The organism is Syntrophorhabdaceae bacterium (assembly GCA_028713955.1).
Classification (GTDB): domain Bacteria; phylum Desulfobacterota; class Syntrophorhabdia; order Syntrophorhabdales; family Syntrophorhabdaceae; genus UBA5609.
In genome coordinates this window covers 1-20,746 of record JAQTNJ010000031.1, presented here as the reverse complement: position 1 = coordinate 20,746, position 20,746 = coordinate 1, and the positions used below count along the sequence as shown (strand labels likewise).

At 46.8% G+C, this 20,746-nt stretch carries 25 protein-coding genes; 9 read left to right on the top strand and 16 right to left on the bottom strand.

Translation table 11 applies throughout. From position 1 onward, the window contains the following. A partial coding sequence (locus PHU49_04745; GenBank protein ID MDD5243304.1) for a V-type ATP synthase subunit D occupies positions 1-230 on the top strand: 230 nt, incomplete at its 5' end. A gap of 220 nt (positions 231-450) precedes the next feature. Here the strand turns inward: PHU49_04745 and chrA are convergent. From chrA to modA, 10 genes are all read right to left on the bottom strand, one after another. Beyond that, the gene (chrA, locus tag PHU49_04740; protein ID MDD5243303.1) at positions 451-1,605 is read right to left on the bottom strand and encodes a chromate efflux transporter; all 1,155 of its coding nucleotides are present in this window, start codon (positions 1,603-1,605) and stop codon (positions 451-453) included. A 495-nt stretch (positions 1,606-2,100) separates the two neighbouring features. Continuing rightward, the gene (locus PHU49_04735) at positions 2,101-2,331 is read right to left on the bottom strand and encodes a zinc ribbon domain-containing protein (GenBank protein ID MDD5243302.1); all 231 of its coding nucleotides are present in this window, start codon (positions 2,329-2,331) and stop codon (positions 2,101-2,103) included. Positions 2,332-2,343: 12 nt separating this feature from the next. After that, positions 2,344-2,733, bottom strand: coding sequence for a NifB/NifX family molybdenum-iron cluster-binding protein (locus PHU49_04730; GenBank protein ID MDD5243301.1), 390 nt, complete (start codon positions 2,731-2,733; stop codon positions 2,344-2,346). Positions 2,734-2,736: 3 nt separating this feature from the next. After that, positions 2,737-3,033 (bottom strand): DUF134 domain-containing protein, encoded by a 297-nt coding sequence (locus tag PHU49_04725; protein MDD5243300.1) that lies wholly within the window; start codon positions 3,031-3,033, stop codon positions 2,737-2,739. A 282-nt stretch (positions 3,034-3,315) separates the two neighbouring features. Beyond that, positions 3,316-3,603, bottom strand: a complete 288-nt coding sequence (locus tag PHU49_04720; protein MDD5243299.1) for a hypothetical protein — start codon at positions 3,601-3,603, stop codon at positions 3,316-3,318. A 6-nt stretch (positions 3,604-3,609) separates the two neighbouring features. After that, complete coding sequence (locus PHU49_04715; GenBank protein ID MDD5243298.1) at positions 3,610-4,677, bottom strand: ABC transporter ATP-binding protein; 1,068 nt, start codon at positions 4,675-4,677, stop codon at positions 3,610-3,612. Between the two features lie 30 nt (positions 4,678-4,707). Continuing rightward, a complete protein-coding gene (locus PHU49_04710) occupies positions 4,708-5,496 on the bottom strand; it encodes an ABC transporter permease (GenBank protein ID MDD5243297.1) in 789 nt (262 codons plus the stop codon). Continuing rightward, positions 5,481-6,338: an extracellular solute-binding protein gene (locus PHU49_04705; protein MDD5243296.1), complete on the bottom strand. Its 858-nt coding sequence runs from the start codon at positions 6,336-6,338 to the stop codon at positions 5,481-5,483. Before PHU49_04705 ends, PHU49_04710 begins: the two co-directional genes overlap by 16 nt. Before the next feature lie 14 nt (positions 6,339-6,352). Next, on the bottom strand, positions 6,353-7,072 hold the full coding sequence (locus tag PHU49_04700; GenBank protein MDD5243295.1) for a DUF364 domain-containing protein: 720 nt from the start codon (positions 7,070-7,072) through the stop codon (positions 6,353-6,355). A 46-nt stretch (positions 7,073-7,118) separates the two neighbouring features. After that, positions 7,119-7,994: a molybdate ABC transporter substrate-binding protein gene (gene modA, locus PHU49_04695; GenBank protein ID MDD5243294.1), complete on the bottom strand. Its 876-nt coding sequence runs from the start codon at positions 7,992-7,994 to the stop codon at positions 7,119-7,121. Positions 7,995-8,181: 187 nt separating this feature from the next. On the opposite strand from modA, the gene PHU49_04690 reads away from it, so the two are divergent. After that, positions 8,182-9,366, top strand: coding sequence for an HDOD domain-containing protein (locus PHU49_04690; GenBank protein MDD5243293.1), 1,185 nt, complete (start codon positions 8,182-8,184; stop codon positions 9,364-9,366). Between the two features lie 316 nt (positions 9,367-9,682). After that, a complete protein-coding gene (gene hisS / locus PHU49_04685; protein MDD5243292.1) occupies positions 9,683-10,954 on the top strand; it encodes a histidine--tRNA ligase in 1,272 nt (423 codons plus the stop codon). Positions 10,955-11,080: 126 nt separating this feature from the next. Here hisS and PHU49_04680 read toward each other — a convergent pair whose 3' ends face one another. From PHU49_04680 to PHU49_04670, 3 genes are read right to left on the bottom strand one after another with little or no spacing between them, the layout of a single operon-like run. Then, on the bottom strand, positions 11,081-11,518 hold the full coding sequence (locus PHU49_04680; protein MDD5243291.1) for a hypothetical protein: 438 nt from the start codon (positions 11,516-11,518) through the stop codon (positions 11,081-11,083). Then, entirely contained in the window at positions 11,500-11,940 is a 441-nt protein-coding gene (locus PHU49_04675) for a nucleoside recognition domain-containing protein (GenBank protein ID MDD5243290.1), read from the bottom strand. Before PHU49_04675 ends, PHU49_04680 begins: the two co-directional genes overlap by 19 nt. Positions 11,941-11,975: 35 nt before the next feature. Continuing rightward, on the bottom strand, positions 11,976-13,205 hold the full coding sequence (locus PHU49_04670) for an outer membrane protein transport protein (protein ID MDD5243289.1): 1,230 nt from the start codon (positions 13,203-13,205) through the stop codon (positions 11,976-11,978). Between the two features lie 121 nt (positions 13,206-13,326). On the opposite strand from PHU49_04670, the gene PHU49_04665 reads away from it, so the two are divergent. The 4 genes from PHU49_04665 to PHU49_04650 all read left to right on the top strand — a co-directional run bounded on the left by PHU49_04665 (position 13,327) and on the right by PHU49_04650 (position 16,212). Next, a complete protein-coding gene (locus PHU49_04665) occupies positions 13,327-14,250 on the top strand; it encodes a 1-phosphofructokinase family hexose kinase (GenBank protein MDD5243288.1) in 924 nt (307 codons plus the stop codon). Positions 14,251-14,324: 74 nt separating this feature from the next. Then, positions 14,325-14,531: a hypothetical protein gene (locus PHU49_04660; protein MDD5243287.1), complete on the top strand. Its 207-nt coding sequence runs from the start codon at positions 14,325-14,327 to the stop codon at positions 14,529-14,531. A 66-nt stretch (positions 14,532-14,597) separates the two neighbouring features. Further along, positions 14,598-15,113, top strand: a complete 516-nt coding sequence (gene pal / locus PHU49_04655) for a peptidoglycan-associated lipoprotein Pal (protein MDD5243286.1) — start codon at positions 14,598-14,600, stop codon at positions 15,111-15,113. After that, a complete protein-coding gene (locus PHU49_04650; protein ID MDD5243285.1) occupies positions 15,028-16,212 on the top strand; it encodes a KamA family radical SAM protein in 1,185 nt (394 codons plus the stop codon). The genes pal and PHU49_04650 overlap by 86 nt, the downstream gene beginning before the upstream one ends. Before the next feature lies 1 nt (position 16,213). On the opposite strand, the gene pgsA is transcribed toward PHU49_04650, so the two are convergent. Next, positions 16,214-16,807, bottom strand: coding sequence for a CDP-diacylglycerol--glycerol-3-phosphate 3-phosphatidyltransferase (pgsA, locus tag PHU49_04645; protein MDD5243284.1), 594 nt, complete (start codon positions 16,805-16,807; stop codon positions 16,214-16,216). Next, on the bottom strand, positions 16,797-17,381 hold the full coding sequence (locus PHU49_04640; GenBank protein MDD5243283.1) for a lytic transglycosylase domain-containing protein: 585 nt from the start codon (positions 17,379-17,381) through the stop codon (positions 16,797-16,799). Before PHU49_04640 ends, pgsA begins: the two co-directional genes overlap by 11 nt. Before the next feature lie 65 nt (positions 17,382-17,446). On the opposite strand from PHU49_04640, the gene rsmI reads away from it, so the two are divergent. Beyond that, a complete protein-coding gene (gene rsmI / locus PHU49_04635) occupies positions 17,447-18,136 on the top strand; it encodes a 16S rRNA (cytidine(1402)-2'-O)-methyltransferase (protein MDD5243282.1) in 690 nt (229 codons plus the stop codon). Here rsmI and PHU49_04630 read toward each other — a convergent pair. Beyond that, on the bottom strand, positions 18,105-20,120 hold the full coding sequence (locus PHU49_04630; protein ID MDD5243281.1) for an ATP-binding protein: 2,016 nt from the start codon (positions 20,118-20,120) through the stop codon (positions 18,105-18,107). The two genes, rsmI and PHU49_04630, sit on opposite strands and share 32 nt — an antisense overlap. Positions 20,121-20,226: 106 nt before the next feature. Here PHU49_04630 and PHU49_04625 point away from each other — a divergent pair. Beyond that, a partial coding sequence (locus tag PHU49_04625; GenBank protein ID MDD5243280.1) for a sugar phosphate nucleotidyltransferase occupies positions 20,227-20,746 on the top strand: 520 nt, incomplete at its 3' end.

The following is a 20,746-nucleotide window of genomic DNA, read 5'->3' as shown; positions in this document are numbered from 1 at the left end:
TTCCCCTGATCGCGGAATTGGCAGAGCTGGAAAATGCCGTGATGCGGCTGGCCCTGGAGCTTCGCAAGACCCAACGGCGATGCAACGCACTCTCCAAGATATTTATGCCGGACTACCGGGAAACGATCGTCTATATCACAGGTGACCTGGAGGAACGGGAGAGGGAGTCCTTTGTTATCCTGAAGATGATTCGGGATCGCCTTGAGCAGCCACCATCCGGGAACACATAATACCAATTCGCCTTCATGCAGTTACTGGGGCTTACGCCTGTCCCCGTAAGGGGGTTGCCCCCTCCACAAGCAAAGCCACACCCACTACGTGGGTACCCGGCCTCCCCTTCCCGCCCAAGAATGGGCTACGAAATATATACAGCTTCATTGCCTTCGTCCGGGTACCCCGCTTGCGGGTGATATTTTGATATGATTTGTAAAATGCGAAAACCTTTGCCAATTACAACAGGAAGATCGAAAAAAGGGCCCCTGCAAGTACGATATAGAGTATATCGATCTTTTTTAAAAGGGCTGCAACGGCAGCCGCGACAACGACCAATCGCAGTATATCCCAGGGGACCGCAACGGCGAATTTGATGGTTACAAACAAAAGGAGACCGACGAAGGAAGCGAGGATGCCCTTTGTTGCCCGGTTAAAGAGGGTCGATCGCTGCATCCTGCTGAATACATGTGCTCCGAATATGAGCAAAACAAAGGAAGGAGTAAACATGGCAATGGTTGCGATTATTGCGCCGGCGAGACCATAGGTGAGGAACCCCACAAATGTTGCGGTGATCACGATCGGCCCTGGGGTAATCTGGCCAAGCGCTATACCGTCCATAAAGGTCTTGCTGTCCATCCAGCCGCGGACATTGACGACCTCCTGGAGCATGAGAGGGATTGACGCAAATCCGCCGCCGAAGGCAAAGAGGTCGATCTTCATCATGAGAAGCGCGAGGGTAAACCAACCTCTGTTTGCGATGAGGATCAAGGCCATAAAGGCGGCAAGTATCAGGACAGGCGTGAAAAGCTGTTTTATGAATGCTCCGTGCGCCGTTTCAGTGCTATGGGAGTTGCCTGATGGTGTCGTCCTGAAGACGATCATACCCAACAGCGCAGCGCAAAGGATAACAAAAAAAGGGCTTATACCGTACCAGAAAGCGGAGGCGGACAATAGGGCGATAACGACATCAAGGTAATGCTTCACCGTACCTCTGCCAAATGTATAGGTAGCATTTGCGACAATTGCCACGACGATAACCTGGAGGCCATTAAAGAGGGATATGATCCAGGGAAGGTTCCCCAGCCGTATATACGCCCACGAGAGCATAAGCATAAAAAGAAAAGCCGGGAGACCAAATCCGATATATGTCGCGGCAGCCCCCAAAACTCCCCTTACCTTGAGTCCTACATACGCGGCTACCTGTATGGCGGTGGCGCCGGGTATGGACTGGCAAAGCGCTACCCCGTTTTTGAATGTCTCCTGGTCGAGCCATTTTTTCTTTTTTACCGACAGCTCCCCGATGTAGGCCACCATGGTTGGCCCGCCGAACGCCGTGAGGCCGAGCCTCAGGAAGGAGAGGAAGAGATGCGCAATAGAAATGTCGCTGAACACTTTCTCCACCTTGTCAAACCACATCGAATGATCTGGTATCTTTTTTCATAAACCCGGATCTCCATCATAATGAACATCGTGCCGGGTGAATAGTCGATAATGAATAGAGGATATAGAAAGGTAAAAGGTAAAAGGTGAAAGGTGAAAGACCCTCGTAATTCGTGAATCGTAATTCGTGAATGGATGAACCTTATAGAACGTGAAAAATGGAAGGTGATGGGTAATAGGTGATAGGCCGTGCACTTTGTCATTGCGAGCGGAGCGCGGCAATCTCATTGATAATTCATACCCTATGAGGTCGCTACGTCGCTTCACTCCTCGCACCTTGTGCTTTTCCACTTACGTCTCACGAATTACGGTTGTTCTCGCCGAACGCCGAACGAATAACGCCGAACGTTTTTCTGCAATCTCGATATACGATATACTATCCACTGCTCCTTTCCCACTCACGCCTTACGATTTACGGCTTACGGGTGTTCCGCTATGAGCCGCCTTTCATCCGGAGCAGCAACTCCCGGGATTCCCGCATGAATTCGGCGATCCGCAGCAACCGCCGTGGGGCATTGTTCCTGTCTGCTGGCTCGATCCTACCGTGTTATGTGCTGATATAAGTTTTGTAAGTGATTTGCTGTTGCAGGATTTGCAGGCAATCTCCTCGCTGTCGCCAAAGACCAGATATTCGTTTATGGCGCCGCAACTCTCGCATTTGTATTCGTATATCGGCATCGTATCCTCCTTTTAGTGGCCGTGTCCGCATCCTCCCTGGCCTCCCTGGTGGCCGCTGCATGCGTGCTGCATGGTGAGCTCAGGAAGTTTCCCGTCCTTTAATAGATCTAAATTATCTTTTACCGTCGGCGCCATAGATCTATACACCGTGATGCCCTGGGCATTAAGACCGCGTATTGCCCCTGCGCCGATCCCTCCGACGACCACGGCATCCATGTCGCGTCCTCCAATGGCCATAACAGGATTACATGCGCCGTGAACATGGTCTTTATCTTTGTTGTCGACCATCGTGGTCTTATCAAGTTCTGTATCGACCATGATGAAAATTGGCGCTGATCCGAAATGGTTATACACTGTACTGTTGATGCCTTCGTCTTTCTGTACCGCAAAACAGACTTTCATTTTTTATCCTCCTGTTGAAATAGTGCCTTCTTCTATCTTCAGGGCCTTGCCATGAACAATGGCTTCGGCCACTTTACGCCGTGCCGCATCGAGGATGCGCCCGAATGTTGCCCTTGAAACGTTCATCTTTCCTGATGCCTCTTCGTGGTATAATCCCTCAAGGTCGGCAAGCCTGATGGCCTCCAGTTCATCAAGGCTCAGGGAAACCTCTTCCAGGTGGATGAACGGTATACCCTTCGGTTTGAAATAGTTTGAATCAGGGCAGCAATTAATACAGCGGCATTTTTTTGGTCTGGACATAGATAATTATAAGCATATGCTCATAAAATGTCAAGAAAGGGAAATGTGGCTCATAACAGACCGTATATCGTATTTCGTATATCGCAATGAAATCCGAAATTCTAATATCTAAGCACTAAACAAATTCTAATGTTCCAATGTTCAAAATTCAAAAACGTTAAGAAACATGCATCTGTTTCGGACATTTGATATTTGAGTTTTGATATTGTTTAGGATTTGGTGCTTAGGATTTCGTGCTTGATAATATACTGATAGCTGAAAGTTGTATGCTGAATGCGGATGTTATTCAACGAGGACGTCGGTGATGTCTCTTTCTTTTAAAATGCTCCTCTTCCATGTATTGATCCGGGGAATGATGTAAGGGAGGAGTCTCATCGAATAGTAGGGCGGGAGTAGCGGCAGACCTGCAAGGTCTCCGAAGATGACAAGCATGAAGAGGTTATCGATATTCCCCTTTTCCTTTTTTAGATCGCGATGGAGCTCATAGGCGGTGAATCCGTACAGGACTTCCCTGATGACCTTCGGGAAGCCCTTTAATTTCTTTTTGAAACGGGTGATCAGAGAATCCATTTTTTTCTACTCGCGAGAATCCTCAAATTCCTCAACGTATCGTAGTCTCCTCAACTTAATAATTACAAAAACTTCCTGGCCGATGTCAAGGTTCATCTCGTCGAAGGTCTCCATTGATAATTCTGTTAAAAGACTGCTTCCGTTAATATTTACCTTTATCCTTACCACCGAACGAAGCGGGACAATCTCGGTAATCGTTGCCCTGTAGCGGTTAAGAGCCGGTCCAGGTGGTTTCGTATCGGATATATAGATATCATGGGGCGGGATGGCAATCTTTCTTATCGTGCTTCCCTCATAAGGAAGCACGATCGTCATGTTGCCGGAGACAACCTCTATGAGGCCCGAGGAAAGGACACGGCAATTGTCACAATTCAGGATATTCGGCATGCCGATAAATTCAGAGACCATCTTTGTCTGCGGGTTAAAAAGGATATCCCCCGGTCTGGATATCTGTTCAATGGTGCCTTTGTGAAGGATAGCGATCCTGTCGGCTACCTCCTCTGCTCCAAGGAGGTCGTGCATAACAAAGATTGCTGTTATATCGAGCTTCTTCAATAAAGTACACAATTCTATCCTCAGATATTTTGATGTCTGGGTATCGAGGCTGGATGTCGGTTCGTCGAGGAGGAGGATCTTCTGAAAAGGGGCAATGGCACGGGCAATTGCTACCCTTTGTTTTTCGCCGCCGCTTAAGCCCTGCGGGTATCTTTCCCGGAGCTTTTTGATATGGAGGGCGTTCATCAGCTCATCGACCCTCGCCGTAATAGTTTCTTCGGGATAATGCTGTATCCTGAGACCGTATGCTATGTTGGATGCGACGGTCAGGTGGGGGAAAAGGGCCAGATCCTGAAAGAGATATCCAACGCCACGCTTGTGAGGGGGTATATGGTCTATATTCCTGCCGTCAAAAAAGACCTCCCCTTTGTAGTCCGTCAACCCTGCTATAATATTGAGTATTGTTGTTTTCCCTGAACCGTTCGGTCCAACCAGGGCGAGGGTCTCCCTGTCCTCTACGGTAAGGGTAATCTCCTTCAGGATGTGTTTTGTGATGTTCTTCAGTTCAATACGCGGCATGTGAGATATCCTTATTGTGTTTCCGACAGTCTACACCGGTACATTCCTTCCCGTCAAAAATCTTACACCGTATAGAATGCTGAGCCCGATACCAACAAGGATAAGCACAAACACGGCAGTTCCTTCGATATCCGCACTGGCGAGGCGCATAAAGATAGCAATAGGGATCGTCTCCGTTTTCATCGCCATTGATCCCGCGATAGTAATCGTAGCCCCGAACTCACCAAGCGCCTTTGCCCAGGTGAGGATCGAAGCCGCGATAATCCCTCTCTTGCTGAGGGAAAGCGTTACCGTGAGGAAGGCCTTTGCCGGCGACGCCCCCAGCGTCCTCGCTACTTCCTCATACCGGACAGGAATCTCGTCCATCGCGGCCTTGATAAGACGGATCGCGATCCCGACGGTGGTAATAAACTGGGCGAGGAATATCCCGTAGATCGTAAAAACGAACTGGATACCTTTTTCCTGAATGAATATTCCCGGAGGGGTATTGAAGAAGATGAGAACAACGGCGCCGAGCGCCACCGGCGAGATGATCATGGGGAGCTCAAGAATAGTGTCGATCAGCTGTCTTCCGGGAAAACGGAACCGTGACAATGCGTATGCTGAAGGAATAGCGAAAAGTACCGATATAAGCGTTGCCACCGTAGCGGTAAAAAGGCTCAGGCGTATCGAAAAGAGGGTCCTCTCCGATGTAAGCGTCTCAAGAAAAAGCCGCCCATTGTAAAAATAAAAGAGTGAAAGAATGAGCCCTCCATAAAGGATAAATACGGCGAAACTCAACAATATGGAGAGCTTCTTGAAGGTCATTTTTTCACCCATCCCTCAATGGCGGTGAATTCACCGCCGATGATTTTTCTGGCCCCAACCCAACGAAAGGCTTCATCCGTTGAGCCGAAGTACTGGTACTTCCGGAAGATAGTTTTCACATCCTCGGATAAAAGAAAAAGAATAAATTTATCCGCTTCCGTCCTGTTGCCCGTGTAGGAAATCACCGCTGTCTGACCGGCGCCTATTCGCGAGATCTCGCTCGTTTTCAGTTTTATTGTCCCCACCTTATCAGGATACCACCCCTCGAGGAAGTGGAAACCGATAATAGCATCTACCTGCTTGAGCACGATCAGCGTCGCGAGCTTGTTAAAATCTTCTACGTAGGTAACAACATTTTCCTTAATTGCTTTTTTCTCTGCAGTGGAGAGATTTTTTTCCATGATTTCTACGGCGATGGCACCGATATAGACGATCTCGGGATTTGCCAGTCCTACCTTGATGCCTGGTTTTGTGAGATCCTTCAATGTCTGAATATTTTTTGGATTTCCTTTCTGCACATTGATGCAGGGCGCAACGAAGGCAATGTCTTTGATCGAATCAGGGATGACGACACCTTTTGTTTTTGCCCGTCCCATAATATCCGGCGAGGGAACGACAAAGACGTCACCCCGCTTCGAGAGCAGTATCTGACTGAAAAGCGTGCCGACCCCGCCATAGTTGACATCCACCTTTGTGTCTGTTTCTTGCTGGTAGAGCTTGACAATATCCTCCATGGGGCGCTTGAAGGCGGCGCCGCAGAAGATCAACAGGGGTTCTTTGCCGATTGCATAATCTGTCATGAAGAAGACAGACAGAAAGAAAAAAAGAACAGCGGAAAGTATCTTTTTACACATAGTAGGCTCCTCTCTTAATGTGCGTACGGACAATAACGATCGAACCCGCACGCTTTCGCAACTCCAGCAACAGAAACACCGTAAAAAATAACCGGTCTATTCCCGAGAAATTTTGTAATAGTGCCGTTCACGCAGGTAGAACCGGTAGCGAGTATGATGTCACCCCATGCAAGAACCTCCTCTGTAGCTTCCGGGCCCTCGATGACCAGGCCGAACTTCTCCTTTCCGATGTTGTCCGTGTCGAGGTCGAGAACGCGAATTGAAAATGAACCGGCAAGCTGCTCGATCATGGCCGGCTGATACCCGATAAAGGCTATCTTCGGCCTTCCGAAATGCCTCTCCACAAAGGCGGGAAGCTCTTTCGCACACGCCTTCGGCTCACCGTCCCTGCAATGAACCGTATTCGATGCCCGACCGAAATGGCGCATGACGGCATTGAATCCTGCGATGAACACGGCCCGCTCGAAGTTGTTCCGAAGATCAAGATCCAAAAGGTCCTGGAGGGTACCCTCGAAATTGCCCGGCATGTCCGTAAAGGCCTGTCCCCTGGCATCTCTGAAAACCGCTCCCACCATGACCTCCTTGCCCTTCAGGATCGGGTAGTCCGTGCGGTCCGGCTTACCGATGGCCTCTTCGGGAGAAAGAGGCCGCGCCGAAACGACGTGGACCTTCTCTTCCATCATATGCCCAGCTATTCTTGCCAGTTCCTCTTTCAGGACGTCGTAATAATCCATGTTCCCACCTCATGTTCTTGAAACCGTGTTTTGACTCCGATATTATCTATTTTTTGACCCATTCCACCGGGACTTTGTATTCCCCGCCAATCGGTTTCTTATCTCCTATCCATGTAAAGGCCTCATCGGGGTTCATAAAATAGTGGTATTTCTTGAAGATCGTCCGTCCTTCCTCGGAGAGAATAAAGTCGATGAAACGCTGTGCAAGGGGGCGGTTGGTGGTGAATTTTGAAATCGCGATGGGGATGTAACCGACGCGGGTTATCTCCTCTTTTTTTAACGGTATTGTCTCAATACGTTCAGGGTCCCAGTATTGGAATACCCTCCAGCCGATGACCGCATCCGCCGCTTTGAGTGAAATAGCGGTTGCCGTCTTCTCGCAACTTTCCGTATAGTTGACGAGGTTCTTTCTGAGGGCAGCCTTTTCATCCGGTTTTAGGTTCTTTTCGATGATCTCGACCGCATAGAGACCCACACAGACGCCCTCGGGGTTAGCTATGGCAACGCGAAGGCCAGGTTTCGTCAGGTCCTTAAGAGACCTTACTCCTTTAGGATGTCCCTTGTGGACGTTGATGGCTGGGACAAGGTACACCACGTTTTTCTCTGTTTCGGGAAAGACCAGCCCTTTTTTCTTGGCAATTTCCATATAATCGGACGACCCTGGGAAATAGATATCGCCCTTTTTCGCGAGCGTCATTTGGGACAGGACAAACCCTGACCCGCCGAATGTTATATTGACCTTCACGCCTGTCTTTTTTTCAAAGGTTTTTACAATCTCCTCTGTTGGTGGTTTGCTGGCAGCCCCGGCGAAGACCATAATTTCTTCGGCAAAGAGAGGCGCTGTTGCGAGAAAAGGCATCATACACAGTATTGCCGTTGCCAACATCGGGAAAAGAAATCTTCGCATAACTGAACATACCATAGTGATTCCTCCTTACAACGTTATATACAAACGGGGATAACGGTATAATAAAGAAAAATGCTGATGTTGTCAATAATAATCTTGTTGCTAAAACCTTCTTAAATAACGATCTCCGGGTGATCGTAAAAAAATACTGTTGTCTTGACAGGCAGCCGTTGCTATAAATACAGTATTGACCGGAAGTGGAATGGAAGCTGATAGAAAAAAGGAATTATTAGAAAAGATAGAATCGGGCTATTCGCTGCCTGTAATGTCGGTTGTTGCCGTTAAGCTTGTAGAGTTTGCTTCGGATGATACATGTTCGGTAAATGACCTTACTTCATTGATCGAAAAGGATCCTTCCCTTGCCGCCAATCTCCTGAGAATGGCAAACAGCGCGTTCTTCAGGACAAATAAACCTGTTGCGACATTGCAGCAGGCTATTATGCGAATAGGTTTTCATCAGCTCAGGATTATGGCCCTATCGCTTTCTTTGAGAAATACATTTCCGATGGGCAGGATAGGCGCCCTGGATTATGAGCAATTCTGGCGCATCTCGCTCTACAGGGGATTGCTGGCTCAATCAATATCAAAACATATGAAAATGTTAAATGACGAGGAAGCCTTTTTGGCTGGCCTCATCCTTGAGATCGGCCTCCTGATATTTTTTGATATATTTTTGAAAAATAAGAACGAAGGAGATGAGATCGATTTTTATTCCCTTGAGAAACTTCTGGTCTGGGAGAAGGAACACTATGGTATCAATCACCGGGAAATAGGAGAATCGGCGCTGCGCCACTGGAAGTTTCCGGACAGGACCGTTGAGACCCAGAAATTCTGGAGTACAGGGATTGAAGGCAGCAATATAATTCCTCCACTTGCGCGGGTATGTGAGATAGCGAGGGTTTTATCTGAGAAGATGCTGCACCGTAAAGAAGATTTCCATGTCCTTTTTAGCGAAGCAAGAGAGACCTTTGGGATCTCCGATGAGATCATTAATGACAGCATCATAACCTCTTTGGAACAGGTAGATGAGATAGCGGGGAGTCTGAAGCTGGAATCGAATAAAGAGAGAGACATGCTGGAACTCATGGAAAAGGCGAACCGGACACTCGGCACAATCTCAGAGAAGATCTCACAGGTCCGGACGGGGCAGTCTCTGCCATCCTTTGATGCGCTTGATGTGAAGGCCGAAGAAAAAGATACTGTAACCTACACCCTTCAGGCGGTTGCGCATGAGATAAAAAATCCACTCGTCGCAGTAGCGGGGTTCGCGAAACGCCTCGCAAAGAAGATTGACCCTGATTCAGAGAACGGCAGATATGTTCGGATCATCCTCGAAGAGGCCATGAGACTGGAGGCAAAGCTGAAGGAAATGGGAAGTAACCGATAAATCATGGTATATCGTATATAGTATTTCGTATATCGAGATTGAAAGAATGTGAGGCGATAAACACCGTAAATCGTGAGGGGATAACCCCGTAAAGACGCTCATAGTGACAACGGAAAACTGTTTGCTTTCGTCAGAATTTGTTTTGCGTTGCGATATACGACATACGAAATACGAAATACGCTTTGCTTGATCCCCTTACGGCCTTATATAAAAATTGGCCATATAAGCAAAAGCGTGCCTGTTTATGAAATACTTTTTGAATTGCCCCATGATTTATGTTACTAATGAAATGAATTAAGTACATTTTCGGAGAACAATGGAAAAGATAAGGACATTAAGGGGTTTCAGGGATATCCTCGGTGAAGACATCGAAAAGTTCAAACGCATAGAAAGCGTCTCGAGGAGGTACCTCGATATTCTCGGTTTTGCTGAGATCGAAACCCCGATCCTTGAAAGTACAGACCTGTTTATAAGAAGCATCGGAGACACAACCGATATCGTGGAAAAGGAGATGTTTACCTTTACCGACCTCGGCGGCGACTCACTGACGCTCAGACCCGAGGCTACCGCGGGGGTTGTCAGGGCATACCTGCAGTCCGGTATGTACGCGAAAGAAAGGATAAGCAAGTTATTCGCCATAGGGCCCATGTTCAGACACGAAAGACCCCAAAAGGGCAGGTTCCGGGAATTCCATCAGGTTGACGTAGAGGTCTTCGGAACAGATGACCCGTTCATCGATGCGGAGCTTTTATGGATGATCTCCCTCCTTTTGGGGGACCTCGGGGTAAAGAAGTATACAATGGAGGTCAACAGCGTTGGCTGTAAGCTTTGCAGGGAAGAGTTCAGGGCTGTCCTTGTGTCGTATTTTGAGACAAGGCAGGATCGCTTATGCGAGGACTGTCTGAGACGGCTTCGCAGAAACCCTCTCAGGATATTCGATTGCAAGAATACGCAGTGCATTGAAGTCAGTAGTGAATCACCGCTGCTGTTTGATTATCTCTGCCCAGGGTGCAGCGACCATTTCCAGGGGTTCCTCGCCCATATGAATGATTTCGGGGTACCTGTCATTGTGAACAAACGGCTTGTCAGAGGACTTGATTACTATACAAAAACAGTATTCGAGGTCACATCGGATGAACTGGGTGCCCAGAAGGCCTTTACGGCAGGCGGACGATACGACAACCTTGTAGAAGAGATGGGTGGTCCGAAGACGCCTGCAATCGGTTTCGCCGTTGGTATGGAGAGGCTGGCGCTCCTCGCAGGCAATGAGGAGGGTACCCGGAAACCGGTCTGTTTCTTCGCCTATCTCGGGGAAAAGGCGAAGGCCTATCTCGCCCCGATGACAAAGGCCTTTATTGCTAAGGGATTGTCGTTACGCTATTCCTATGAGGGGAAATCCCTGAAATCCCAGATGCGGTATGCCGATGGTCTGGGCGCAGATTTCGTGCTGATCCTTGGCGATGAGGAGATAGAAAAGAAGGTGATCGTTGTAAGGAACATGAAGGAAAAGGACCAGTTCGAATTACCCCTCGACCTGCCTGAGCTTGCCACGACGATCAGGCAGAAATTCCATAAAGACAGTGAATAGTCGATAGTAGAAGCAGAAAGCCAGTCGATAGTAGATAGTATATCGTATATAGTGGACTACAAAAGTAGCCTCTAAGGCTTCTTAGATATACGAAATACTATATACGATATACTATCAGTTGGTAATCTACTCTTTTCCACCCTCATGTATCTTGAATATTCTGCTCCGGTAGATGATGTATGTAAGGATTATGGCGAGGACAAAACGGAAGGCTATCAGGATGAAGCCGTTTGCTCCGATGACGACAAAGATGAGTGTATCCTCGATCATGGCATGACAGATCGAGAGAAAGAGAAGAATGAGGAAGGCCTCCTTTTTGCCGACGTTCGACGTGCGGATTGAATGGATAATCACGCCGGCCCCATAGGTAAGGCCTATGATAACACCGGTCACGAGGGGGATGAAGCCGTTCTGAGATATCCCGAGGAAGGCAAAACGTTTCTTTGTAAGCTTTGAATCCCTCCCTTTAAGAAATTCATGAAAGATACTGAGAGGCAGTATGATGCAAAGAAGCTTGCCGGATAATACCAGTGAATCTTTGAGGGCTACGAGAACAGTTTCCATATAATGTTCAGTATCACTCCTGACAGTAGACTGAAAAAGACCCGGACAAACATTAAAAGCCAGGCATTTACGCCGGTCTGTTTTGTAACGGCAGTTTCGAGGGGAAGACTGTGGGCAATCCCAAGGATCAGGGCTGCAATTGTTATGTCCTTTGTTGACAGTTCAAGGGGTGCGATCACGGCGATTGCCGCATAGAGATTGATGAAGTATCCGGCCATAAGACCAAGAGCGGCCTCTCCCGGCAGTCCAATGAGTTGCATAAAAGGTTTAAAAAAATCACTTATGATGGCGATGAAACCTGTCTTTTTTATAAACTCTATGACGATATAGAAGGGCACTATTACCTTTACCATGGTGAAGGTTACGGAAATGCCGTTGATAAAGCCCTTCCTCAGAACCGGCAGATAATTATCACTTTTCATCGGCTGCTATATGATAACCGAATACGCCGCTTCTGTCACCTGTTGTAAGTAATGGATGCAAAAATAAGGTGCGCAAAACTGCCATACGTCCCTCTAAGCGGAACAATGCTCCGTGTCGATCCGGCCTTTTCAAAAAATGTTGCCTGGTATCCAAGATCAACCTTGAAATGGTTACCACCTATTGTTGTCCCGATCGTGAAGATATTTCTTGTAGCATCAGGCAGTTCAGGCCCAAGCGTCTGTGCCGGCACAGGGGTCTTATCGTACATATATCCTCCCCTGATCTCGAAGTATTTTGTCCACTGATAATTGAAGCCGAAAGCTATGCTTGGCGCATTGGTCCAGTTTTTACCATAGTATGCATCGGCTGTTTTGTTGTCCGAAGCGATCCTGTAGCCCCGCAAAGAAGACCAGCCGGTGTAGAGGATATCCCCTTCGATCGTCAGAGGGCCTATATTTTTTGCTATTCCGAAGGCAGCGAGAAACGGGAGGATAATCTTCGTGGAGACCCCTGTGGCAGAGGAGGCAAGCGGAGACGGCATATACAGTGACGCCTTTCCGTCATACCTGATCGGCGTTGCCGATCGGTATGTAAGGGAAAGGGTGAATCTCGCAGGTAACTTAAGGGTGCATCCCACGTTATAGGCAATACCCTCCCCGTCCCCTTTGAGGCTTGCATGCCCGTCAGGAAGACCGAAGGAGCTCAGGTCGATCGCGCTTTTCATCGTTACCGAGCTTTGTACATGTGAGATGCCGAAACCGAGCGAGAGATAGTCGTTGACCCTGTATGCAACAACAGGATTGATAAACGTTGTTTTAATCTCCGCGAAGGTTGTAGTATATCTGCCGATCCAGTTACCAGGCCATTCCGTGGAAAGACCGAAGAGGGAGAATATCCCCACGCCGAATGAAAGGTCTTCTTTGGTATATTTCAAAAAAACCGCCGGCAGGTGATGCGTTGTTGTTTTTGTATATGTCCTTTGGCCCGTACAGTACTCTTCGAAGTAGGTTGTGGGAACTATAAAGGTGTCTCCAACGGAACCCCCAAAACCTTTCTGGTATGGGAGCTGCGCAGGGTTATACAATACGGCTGATGGGTTGTCAACAGATGATATTACTGCCATTCCCATTCCGTTTGCCCTTGCATCCTGATTGTATATCAGGAATGCTGCACCGGACACCTCGCAGGGCATGATAAGAAGCGACAAGGCGATAATATTCTTTATTACGGCTTTGACACCGATTTTGTGATACGTAAAAAGCATCCCCCTTACTGATATGCTTTATCTGACTAAATAACACAAAGGGCTGAAAAAAACAATATAGAAAATATTTTGTAGCGATTTTTTGTTTTATTTAATAGAATAATCAGGAGATATACGTGAAATGATATATACAGTTACCCTAAGTCCATCCCTTGACAGAATTATAGAAGTAGAAGAACTCATGTATGATGATGTTAATGAGGTTATTGAAGAGAAAGGGTATCCAAGCGGCAAAGGAATTGATGTTTCAAGGGTTATCAAGGAGCTTGGCGGTCAGAGCATCGCTCTCGGATTCATTGGCGGATATAACGGTCTGGAACTGGAAGGCAGGCTTGTCAATGAAGGTATTCTCTGTGATTTCACAGAGTTCCACGATGAAATAAGAACGAACATCATCATTTACCAGAAAAAAAAGAAACTCCAGACCTTATTAAGCACGCAAGGACCCTCTGTCAATGAGACGGAAAGTGCAGCCTTTTTTAGGAAAATCCAGGGAATACCGATGAATAGTATCGTGGTGATAAGCGGCAATGTCCCGGCTGGTATGAATGAGGGTTTTTATGCGCAGCTTGTTACTACATTAAAGGGAAAAAATGTCAGGATATTTCTCGATACCGATGAGGAGGCTTTACGGATAGGGGTCGATGCCGGGCCGTACCTTATAAAACCCAATATCTACGAATTCAGCCGGCTTGTGAAAAAAAATGTTGTTGAGATCGACGAGATAGTAAAATATGCAAAACCTTATGAAAATATTGTAGAATATATTGTTGTATCCATGGGGGCAAGGGGGGTTGTAGGTATATCGGGAAAGGGGAATTTCCATGTTGCACCACCAAAGGTGAAGGTAAGGAGTTCTATCGGCTCCGGGGATTCGCTTTTGGCAGGTATTGTGTTCGTATTAAGCAAGGGCGGTACCTTCGAGGACGCCCTTATACAGGGCGTAGCCTGTGGGACGGCAACAGCGTTGAACCCGGGCAATGATCTTTGTGCAAAGGAAGATGTTGATTTTATAAAAAAAGATGTTATTATTAAAAAAATTTAATTTACTTATTGTGAATGTTATTATATATGTATTTTATAAGGTTTAAGAATAATAACGAAAGGAGGTGACAGTAGATGAAGAAGCTTGTTATGTTATTTGTTGCCGTCGCATTTTTTGCGACAGCTACATTAATGGGATGCGGACCAACACAGGAACCGCCGAAGCCGGCACCTAAGGAAGAGGCGAAACCAGCAGCACCAGCACCAGCACCAGAGAAGGCAGCGCCAGCACCAGAGAAGGCAGCGCCAGAGAAGGCAGCACCAGCACCAGTGAAAAAGTAACGCTTGCATATGGAGGGTATATCCCCACGGGGGTATACCCTGCAAATATGAAGGAAGGGGTGGAGCATGAAAATTAAATCATTTGGTCTTGTTTTAATGGTTGCGGTTATGGTAGTTGCGTTAAGCGGGTGTGGTTGCTTCTATCAGCAGATGAAAGGCGAGACTCCTGCGCCTGCAGCACCGGCGGCCAAGGCAGTATCGCCGGCAGCAAAGGCACCAATGCCGGTAGCAAAAGCAGCACCGGCAGCAGTTGCCCTCAAAGACATCAACTTTGACTTTGATAAATATAACATCAGAGCGAACGATGCCGAGACCCTGAAAAAGAATTATGAATGGATGATGGCAAACTCCGGTAAGAAGATAAAGATTGAGGGAAACTGCGACGAAAGGGGCACGGTAGAATATAACCTCGTCCTCGGACAGAAAAGGGCTGATGCGACGAAGAATTTCCTCGTCAATCTCGGTGCAAATGGAAAGTTAATCGGGACAGTCAGCTATGGCAAAGAAAAACCTCTCTGCACTGAACACAACGAGGCATGCTGGGCAAAGAACAGAAGAGCCCATTTCGTCCCGGCTCAGTGAGTTATTAATAAACGATGCGGAGGGTAGTTTCCATACCCTCCCTTTTGTTTACAGCGCGGAAGCGCTATCGAAGTTCATATCATTAGATCCAGACCAGAAAAATACAATAAAACAGGTTTGTCTAATCCATTCCCTTAGAATACCTCTGTTTTATCTCAAACTTATGGAAAACAATAACCCTTTCTGCCCAATACGGCGGCAGGCAATACCGTCCACGGAAGAATTGCAGGATGAAGGGGACGATGACCCACTGAAAGAAAATGATATCTCGATCACACCTGTTTTGATGAAGCGGTATCCCGGTAGGGCTGTTTTTCTGATAAGCTCAGAATGCGCCATGTATTGCAGGTTCTGTAACAGGAAAAGGATCGTCGGAAAAGGATGGGATCCGGGAGAATTTTTTGAGGAATCCTTCAAATATTTGAGTAGCGATACAACGATCCGGGAGATCATCCTCTCCGGCGGTGATCCCTTCATGATCCAGCCAGGCTTATTGGATGATATTCTATCGAGATTGAGAACAATGCAACACATAAGGACAATCCGGATCAGTACAAGGATGCCGATTGTTGATCCCGTAAGGATGACAGAGGAACATTTCCGGATATTGAAAAAACATGAACCATTATGGATTGTGTTTCACATAAACCATCCACTGGAAGTAACCCTGGAATTTCTTGAAAATGTGAAGAAATTCAGAAATGCCGGCAGCGCCATGATCAGCCAGACCGTACTTCTGAGAAACATCAATGACTGCGAGAATATCCTGTTGAAGCTCTTTGAAGCACTTGTGGCGGCTGGAGTGAAACCCTATTACCTTTTCCAGCTCGATGAGGTAAGGGGGGCACAGCATTTCAAGGTCAGACTTGAAAGGGGTATCCGGATCATGAAGGCCTTACGGGCAAAGGCATCCGGTCTGGCCATGCCACAGTATGCCGTTGATATTACCGGAGGTCTGGGCAAGGTCCCTGTAGATTACGTATATCTGAAAGGGAGAAAGGGCAAGAAGGTTTACATGGAAAACCTGTCAGGTGTTACAGGCGCCTATACGGATGATGGGCAGAAGAGCAGATGCAATAAATGTGGATTGTGTAAATAGATCAGTCTTTGTTTTCCAGTCCGGTATGCTCAGAGGAAGAGGTTTCTTGTTCCTCAGGGGGTTGTGATCTGAATATTGCAAGGACATAATGCCCGGCTGAAAAGATACTGAAAAAGAGCGCGGCGTATATGATATAGAGACCAGCCTCCTGAAGACGAGGATGAAAGAGCACGCAGGATATTCCGACGATCTGGAGCGTTGTTTTTAGTTTACCGGGGAAGGATGGATAAATGGCTATCCCCTCCATTGCATAAAATGACCGCAGCCCGCTGATGATAAATTCTCTCCCCACGAGAATGATCGTTACCCAGAGCGGTACCAGCCTGTAATAAGTAAGGGCAATCAACACCGAGGAGACAAGCAGCTTATCTGCAATCGAGTCAAGGTGCACACCGAACTTGCTTCCCAGACTCAACCTTCTTGCCATAAAGCCGTCGAGCCCGTCGGTGATGCCCGCAATAATGAACAGGAGAGAGGCAGTGAAAAAGAAGCCCTTCTCGATGAATATGATAATGAGAGGTATGAAAAGTATTCGTATGACGCTCAATCTGTTCGGAAGCGTCCAGAGAGGCATCTTCTCGTCTTTAGCCTTCATTTGGATTTTTCAGCTTGTTGTAGTAGTGTTTGACCCTTTTTATAAATGTCTTTGTTTCTTCTATGGGGGGAACATTCATATTATGTTCCTTGACCTTTTGAGGGCCTGCATTGTATGCGGCAAGAACCAGTTCGAGATTGCCCTCGAAGATTTCATTCAGAAGCTTGAGGTATCTCGCACCTCCCCTGATATTTTCTTCAGGATCAAAGGGGTTGTCCACTCTCATCAGCCTTGACGTATCCGGCATGAGCTGCATAAGGCCCTGAGCTCCTTTTCGTGAGACTGCGTTAGGATTAAAATTTGATTCCGCCTTCATCACCGCCTTGACCAGTGACGGATCCACCCCGTGGACACTCGAGTGATGCCTGATCATCTTGTCGTACGAGTCGTTATCGATATTGTCTGGCAAGATGAACCTTTTCCTTTCAGGGATAACAACGTGGAACCTCTTTCCCACGGGAATCATGTTGGTAAAATGGTATGTCCCCTGCTCATCTTCGTAGCCATAGACCGCAGAAAACCCGTACTGTGGAAAAAGACAAACGATGAGTATTATAATTGCTTTTAAAATCATATATTTATTCTCTATAACTTTTTTCTTCTTGTCAAGGATTTTGCATTGTAATATGATTGGGAACCATGACAATGAACGGTATCCTCTATGTCGTCGGAACACCGATAGGCAACCTGCAGGACATTACAATCAGGGCTGTTGAGGTTTTAAGGGACGTGAATTTTGTTGTGGCAGAAAACAGCGCCAGGGCGTTAAAGATCCTCAACCACTTCGATATCCATAAATCCATTCTTTCAATTAACAGCTACAGCGAGGACAGGAAGTCAAGGAATATCACGGAACGGATAGAACGTGGGGAATCCTGTGCATTAATTACAAGCGCAGGAACGCCCTGTATCTCAGACCCGGGGAACATTATTGTAAAACGTTGCTATGAAAAGGGACTGAACGTGCGTGTTATACCGGGGCCATCTGCGGCAGTAAGCGCGGTGTCCATTTCGGGACTTTTTGCGGACCGTTTTGTGTTCTTTGGTTTTTTACCGCAAAAAAGATCGAAGGTGAAAAAGGCTCTTAATGAGCTGGCATTAATACCCTATCCTGTCATCTTTTTCGAATCGCCAAGAAGAGTAATGAAAACGCTCCATATGCTCCATGAAGAGTGGGGCAATCGTGAGGCGGTGCTTTTCAAGGAGATGACAAAGATGTACGAAGAGGTTTTAAGGGGCAGTATCGAAGAGCTGATCGCGAGACTTGACTCTCAGGAATTGAGAGGGGAGTATACAATCATTGTTGCCGGCAGGGAAAAGAAAGTGTAAATGTTGTTCCTTTGTTCCTGTTGCTCTCCACCACGATGGTGGCTTTGTGATCCTTGATGATCTCATGAACGATAAAGAGGCCGAGGCCAATCCCTTTGCCCTGGGGTTTTGTAGTAAAAAACGGTTTGAAGATATCCTTTACATGCTTTGTCTCAATGCCCTCACCATCATCGGAGATCCTGCACACCAACCACTGCACAGGACCTTCCCGCTTTTGTGCCTGATCCGGCAGCCTGTCTTCATTGAAGATGTCGATCGTTATCCTGCCGCTCCTGTCGCCTATGGCGTCAATAGAATTTTTAATGATGTTGATGAACACCTGGCATAACCTCGGACCATTACCCATGACCAGACTGTATTGCGCGTTGTAATTTTTTGTTATGGTGATCTTTTTGTTTTTATACTGGTTATAGAGGATCTTGAGCGCATCTCCCAACGGGTTGTAGATGTCGACAAGGTCTTTTGTTTCGTCTTTCTGGCGTGAAGCGTCGAGGAGGCTTTTCACGATATCCTTTGCCCTCCTGAGCTCATTGAGGGAGAAGATAAGGTCGTCGCGGATATCACTTCTTTCCTCCAGGTGGTCTATATAAAATTCCAGGGTGCTCATAACGCCCGCGATGGGGTTGTTCAATTCATGGGCAACGCCCGCTGCGAGTCTTCCGACAGCGGCAAGGCTTTCGCTCTGTATAAGGGCTTTTGTCCTTTCATCGACAAGTTTTTCAAGGGAGTTCGAAAAGTCCTGGATCTTTTTATATGCCTTCGCATTATCGAAGGAAAGGGCAGTGTGGTTTGCAAGGATCGCGAGAAATTCCACCTCTTCTGCCGTGTAGAGGCTCATGTTCCCTTTTTCTCCCAGCAGGAGATACGAAGGGTATGCCTTTGAATGTATCGGAATAGACAACCGGTATCCGTCGTTCCACAATGTATCGGATTCCTGAAAGGCGCTGACCGTTTCTGTTTCGTCAACCTTCGGCACCATTTTAATGACACATTGTTGAAGCACGAACAGCTTCGATAACTTTACAGTAATAGTTTTTTTGATGTCTTCAATATGATGGAGCGTCAATATCGCAAAACTGAGATCCCTGAGCGCCTTCCTGTTTCTAATAAATTCCTGTTGCAGAAATTGCACGAGAAAGTCCTGGATCCGCTCCTTGGAAAAATAGATGAGGAAGAAGGTAAGGATCATCGCAATGATATAAACCACATCAGTGTGCATCGATGTGTCAAAGAGCTTTTTTAACAATACCTCCAGCCCGACAAAGAGACCTGTGGATATGAGAAGAAGGGTAGAAAGGACAATCCCTTTGTTGAGAAATATCTTCCACTCCATGACGTCGTGTTTGAGTATGGAATATCCCAGCAGACACATGGGGACAAAAACAAAATTTCCCAGCGGATACATTGCGTATCCGCTCATGGTGAGGATATCGAAGTGATTTACAAAGGCGGCAAGTCCAAAGCTTAAGAGGATATATTTTATCCTCGTTTTTTTTATTGATGTGGTCTCTTCTCTCAGCTTCCTTACCAGGAGATAGAGCGACACGGCAGTGCTCAGAGTACTGAGGATACCGAAGAAATAAAAGTAAGGTCCGGAAATAGCGAAAAACCCGAAGAAATAATGTTTTACGTGGGTTAAATACTGTGGATGCCGGGTCAAAGGCAAAAGCAGGAAGGAGACAATATAGAAATATTTTATGAATGGAAGCCACTTTTTATACCCCGTTACCAACAGGGTGAAATGGAGATAGAGGGGGATAATAAAAACCAGGAAGATGTGGTCAATCCTGCTTATTTGAATAGCAAGTTTTTCATCTGCTATGACTGTAAGGATCGTCTTGTCAATGTTGAGAAAACAACCTATGAGGCATATGAGCGAAAAGAGGAGGTTGATGGGGGATTGTTTTGATTTGAATACCCCCATGAGAAAAAGGATGAAGAGGATGATTGCGCTGAGCAATGGTGGAATGCTATAGATATCCATCTTTTTATATATTCTGACAATACAACAAGTGTTATATCTGTTCAAGGAAATTATGCAATTTTTATTGATTCCTATCTGTATTGTGCTATTAATGTAAAAAGAGACGATGAAATCAAAACTTATTCATAACGCTGTTGCGTTTGTCCTCGCCGGAGGTATCGGCGCCCGCCTTTACGGATTGACGAAGGACAGGGCCAAGCCGGCTGTTCCGTTCGGCGGTAAATACCGGGTAATCGATTTTACATTGAGCAACTGTGTTAACTCAGGCATCAGGAAGATCTTTGTTCTGCCGCAATATAAATCACATTCACTCATGCGGCATACAAGGGATGCGTGGAGCATACTGAACCCTGAACTTGGCGAGTTCGTATCGCACCTTTCCCCGCAGATGAGGGTAGGAGAAGACTGGTACAGGGGAACAGCCGATGCCGTTTTCCAGAATGTGTACCATCTCGAGCAGGTTGACGGTGAGCATGTCATCATCCTCTCCGGAGACCATATCTATAAAATGGATTATGGTCATTTTATAAGGCATCACCAGAAAAAGAAGGCAGACTTAACGATTTCTGCCATAGAGGTCGATATCGCAGAGGCCTCACGGTTTGGTGTTATTGAGGTGGATAGTG

What these genes read in the sequence shown, in the direction of transcription:
- PHU49_04735 (MDD5243302.1), bottom strand. Translation starts at nt 2,331, where the DNA reads ATGCCGATATACGAATACAAATGCGAGAGTTGCGGCGCCATAAACGAA.
- PHU49_04730 (MDD5243301.1), bottom strand. Translation starts at nt 2,733, where the DNA reads ATGAAAGTCTGTTTTGCGGTACAGAAAGACGAAGGCATCAACAGTACA.
- PHU49_04725 (MDD5243300.1), bottom strand. Translation starts at nt 3,033, where the DNA reads ATGTCCAGACCAAAAAAATGCCGCTGTATTAATTGCTGCCCTGATTCA.
- PHU49_04720 (MDD5243299.1), bottom strand. Translation starts at nt 3,603, where the DNA reads ATGGATTCTCTGATCACCCGTTTCAAAAAGAAATTAAAGGGCTTCCCG.
- PHU49_04715 (MDD5243298.1), bottom strand. Translation starts at nt 4,677, where the DNA reads ATGCCGCGTATTGAACTGAAGAACATCACAAAACACATCCTGAAGGAG.
- PHU49_04710 (MDD5243297.1), bottom strand. Translation starts at nt 5,496, where the DNA reads ATGGGTGAAAAAATGACCTTCAAGAAGCTCTCCATATTGTTGAGTTTC.
- PHU49_04705 (MDD5243296.1), bottom strand. Translation starts at nt 6,338, where the DNA reads ATGTGTAAAAAGATACTTTCCGCTGTTCTTTTTTTCTTTCTGTCTGTC.
- PHU49_04700 (MDD5243295.1), bottom strand. Translation starts at nt 7,072, where the DNA reads ATGGATTATTACGACGTCCTGAAAGAGGAACTGGCAAGAATAGCTGGG.
- modA (MDD5243294.1), bottom strand. Translation starts at nt 7,994, where the DNA reads ATGGTATGTTCAGTTATGCGAAGATTTCTTTTCCCGATGTTGGCAACG.
- PHU49_04690 (MDD5243293.1), top strand. Translation starts at nt 8,182, where the DNA reads ATGGAAGCTGATAGAAAAAAGGAATTATTAGAAAAGATAGAATCGGGC.
- hisS (MDD5243292.1), top strand. Translation starts at nt 9,683, where the DNA reads ATGGAAAAGATAAGGACATTAAGGGGTTTCAGGGATATCCTCGGTGAA.
- PHU49_04680 (MDD5243291.1), bottom strand. Translation starts at nt 11,518, where the DNA reads ATGGAAACTGTTCTCGTAGCCCTCAAAGATTCACTGGTATTATCCGGC.
- PHU49_04675 (MDD5243290.1), bottom strand. Translation starts at nt 11,940, where the DNA reads ATGAAAAGTGATAATTATCTGCCGGTTCTGAGGAAGGGCTTTATCAAC.
- PHU49_04670 (MDD5243289.1), bottom strand. Translation starts at nt 13,205, where the DNA reads ATGCTTTTTACGTATCACAAAATCGGTGTCAAAGCCGTAATAAAGAAT.
- PHU49_04665 (MDD5243288.1), top strand. Translation starts at nt 13,327, where the DNA reads ATGATATATACAGTTACCCTAAGTCCATCCCTTGACAGAATTATAGAA.
- PHU49_04660 (MDD5243287.1), top strand. Translation starts at nt 14,325, where the DNA reads ATGAAGAAGCTTGTTATGTTATTTGTTGCCGTCGCATTTTTTGCGACA.
- pal (MDD5243286.1), top strand. Translation starts at nt 14,598, where the DNA reads ATGAAAATTAAATCATTTGGTCTTGTTTTAATGGTTGCGGTTATGGTA.
- PHU49_04650 (MDD5243285.1), top strand. Translation starts at nt 15,028, where the DNA reads ATGGCAAAGAAAAACCTCTCTGCACTGAACACAACGAGGCATGCTGGG.
- pgsA (MDD5243284.1), bottom strand. Translation starts at nt 16,807, where the DNA reads ATGAAGGCTAAAGACGAGAAGATGCCTCTCTGGACGCTTCCGAACAGA.
- PHU49_04640 (MDD5243283.1), bottom strand. Translation starts at nt 17,381, where the DNA reads ATGATTTTAAAAGCAATTATAATACTCATCGTTTGTCTTTTTCCACAG.
- rsmI (MDD5243282.1), top strand. Translation starts at nt 17,447, where the DNA reads ATGACAATGAACGGTATCCTCTATGTCGTCGGAACACCGATAGGCAAC.
- PHU49_04630 (MDD5243281.1), bottom strand. Translation starts at nt 20,120, where the DNA reads ATGGATATCTATAGCATTCCACCATTGCTCAGCGCAATCATCCTCTTC.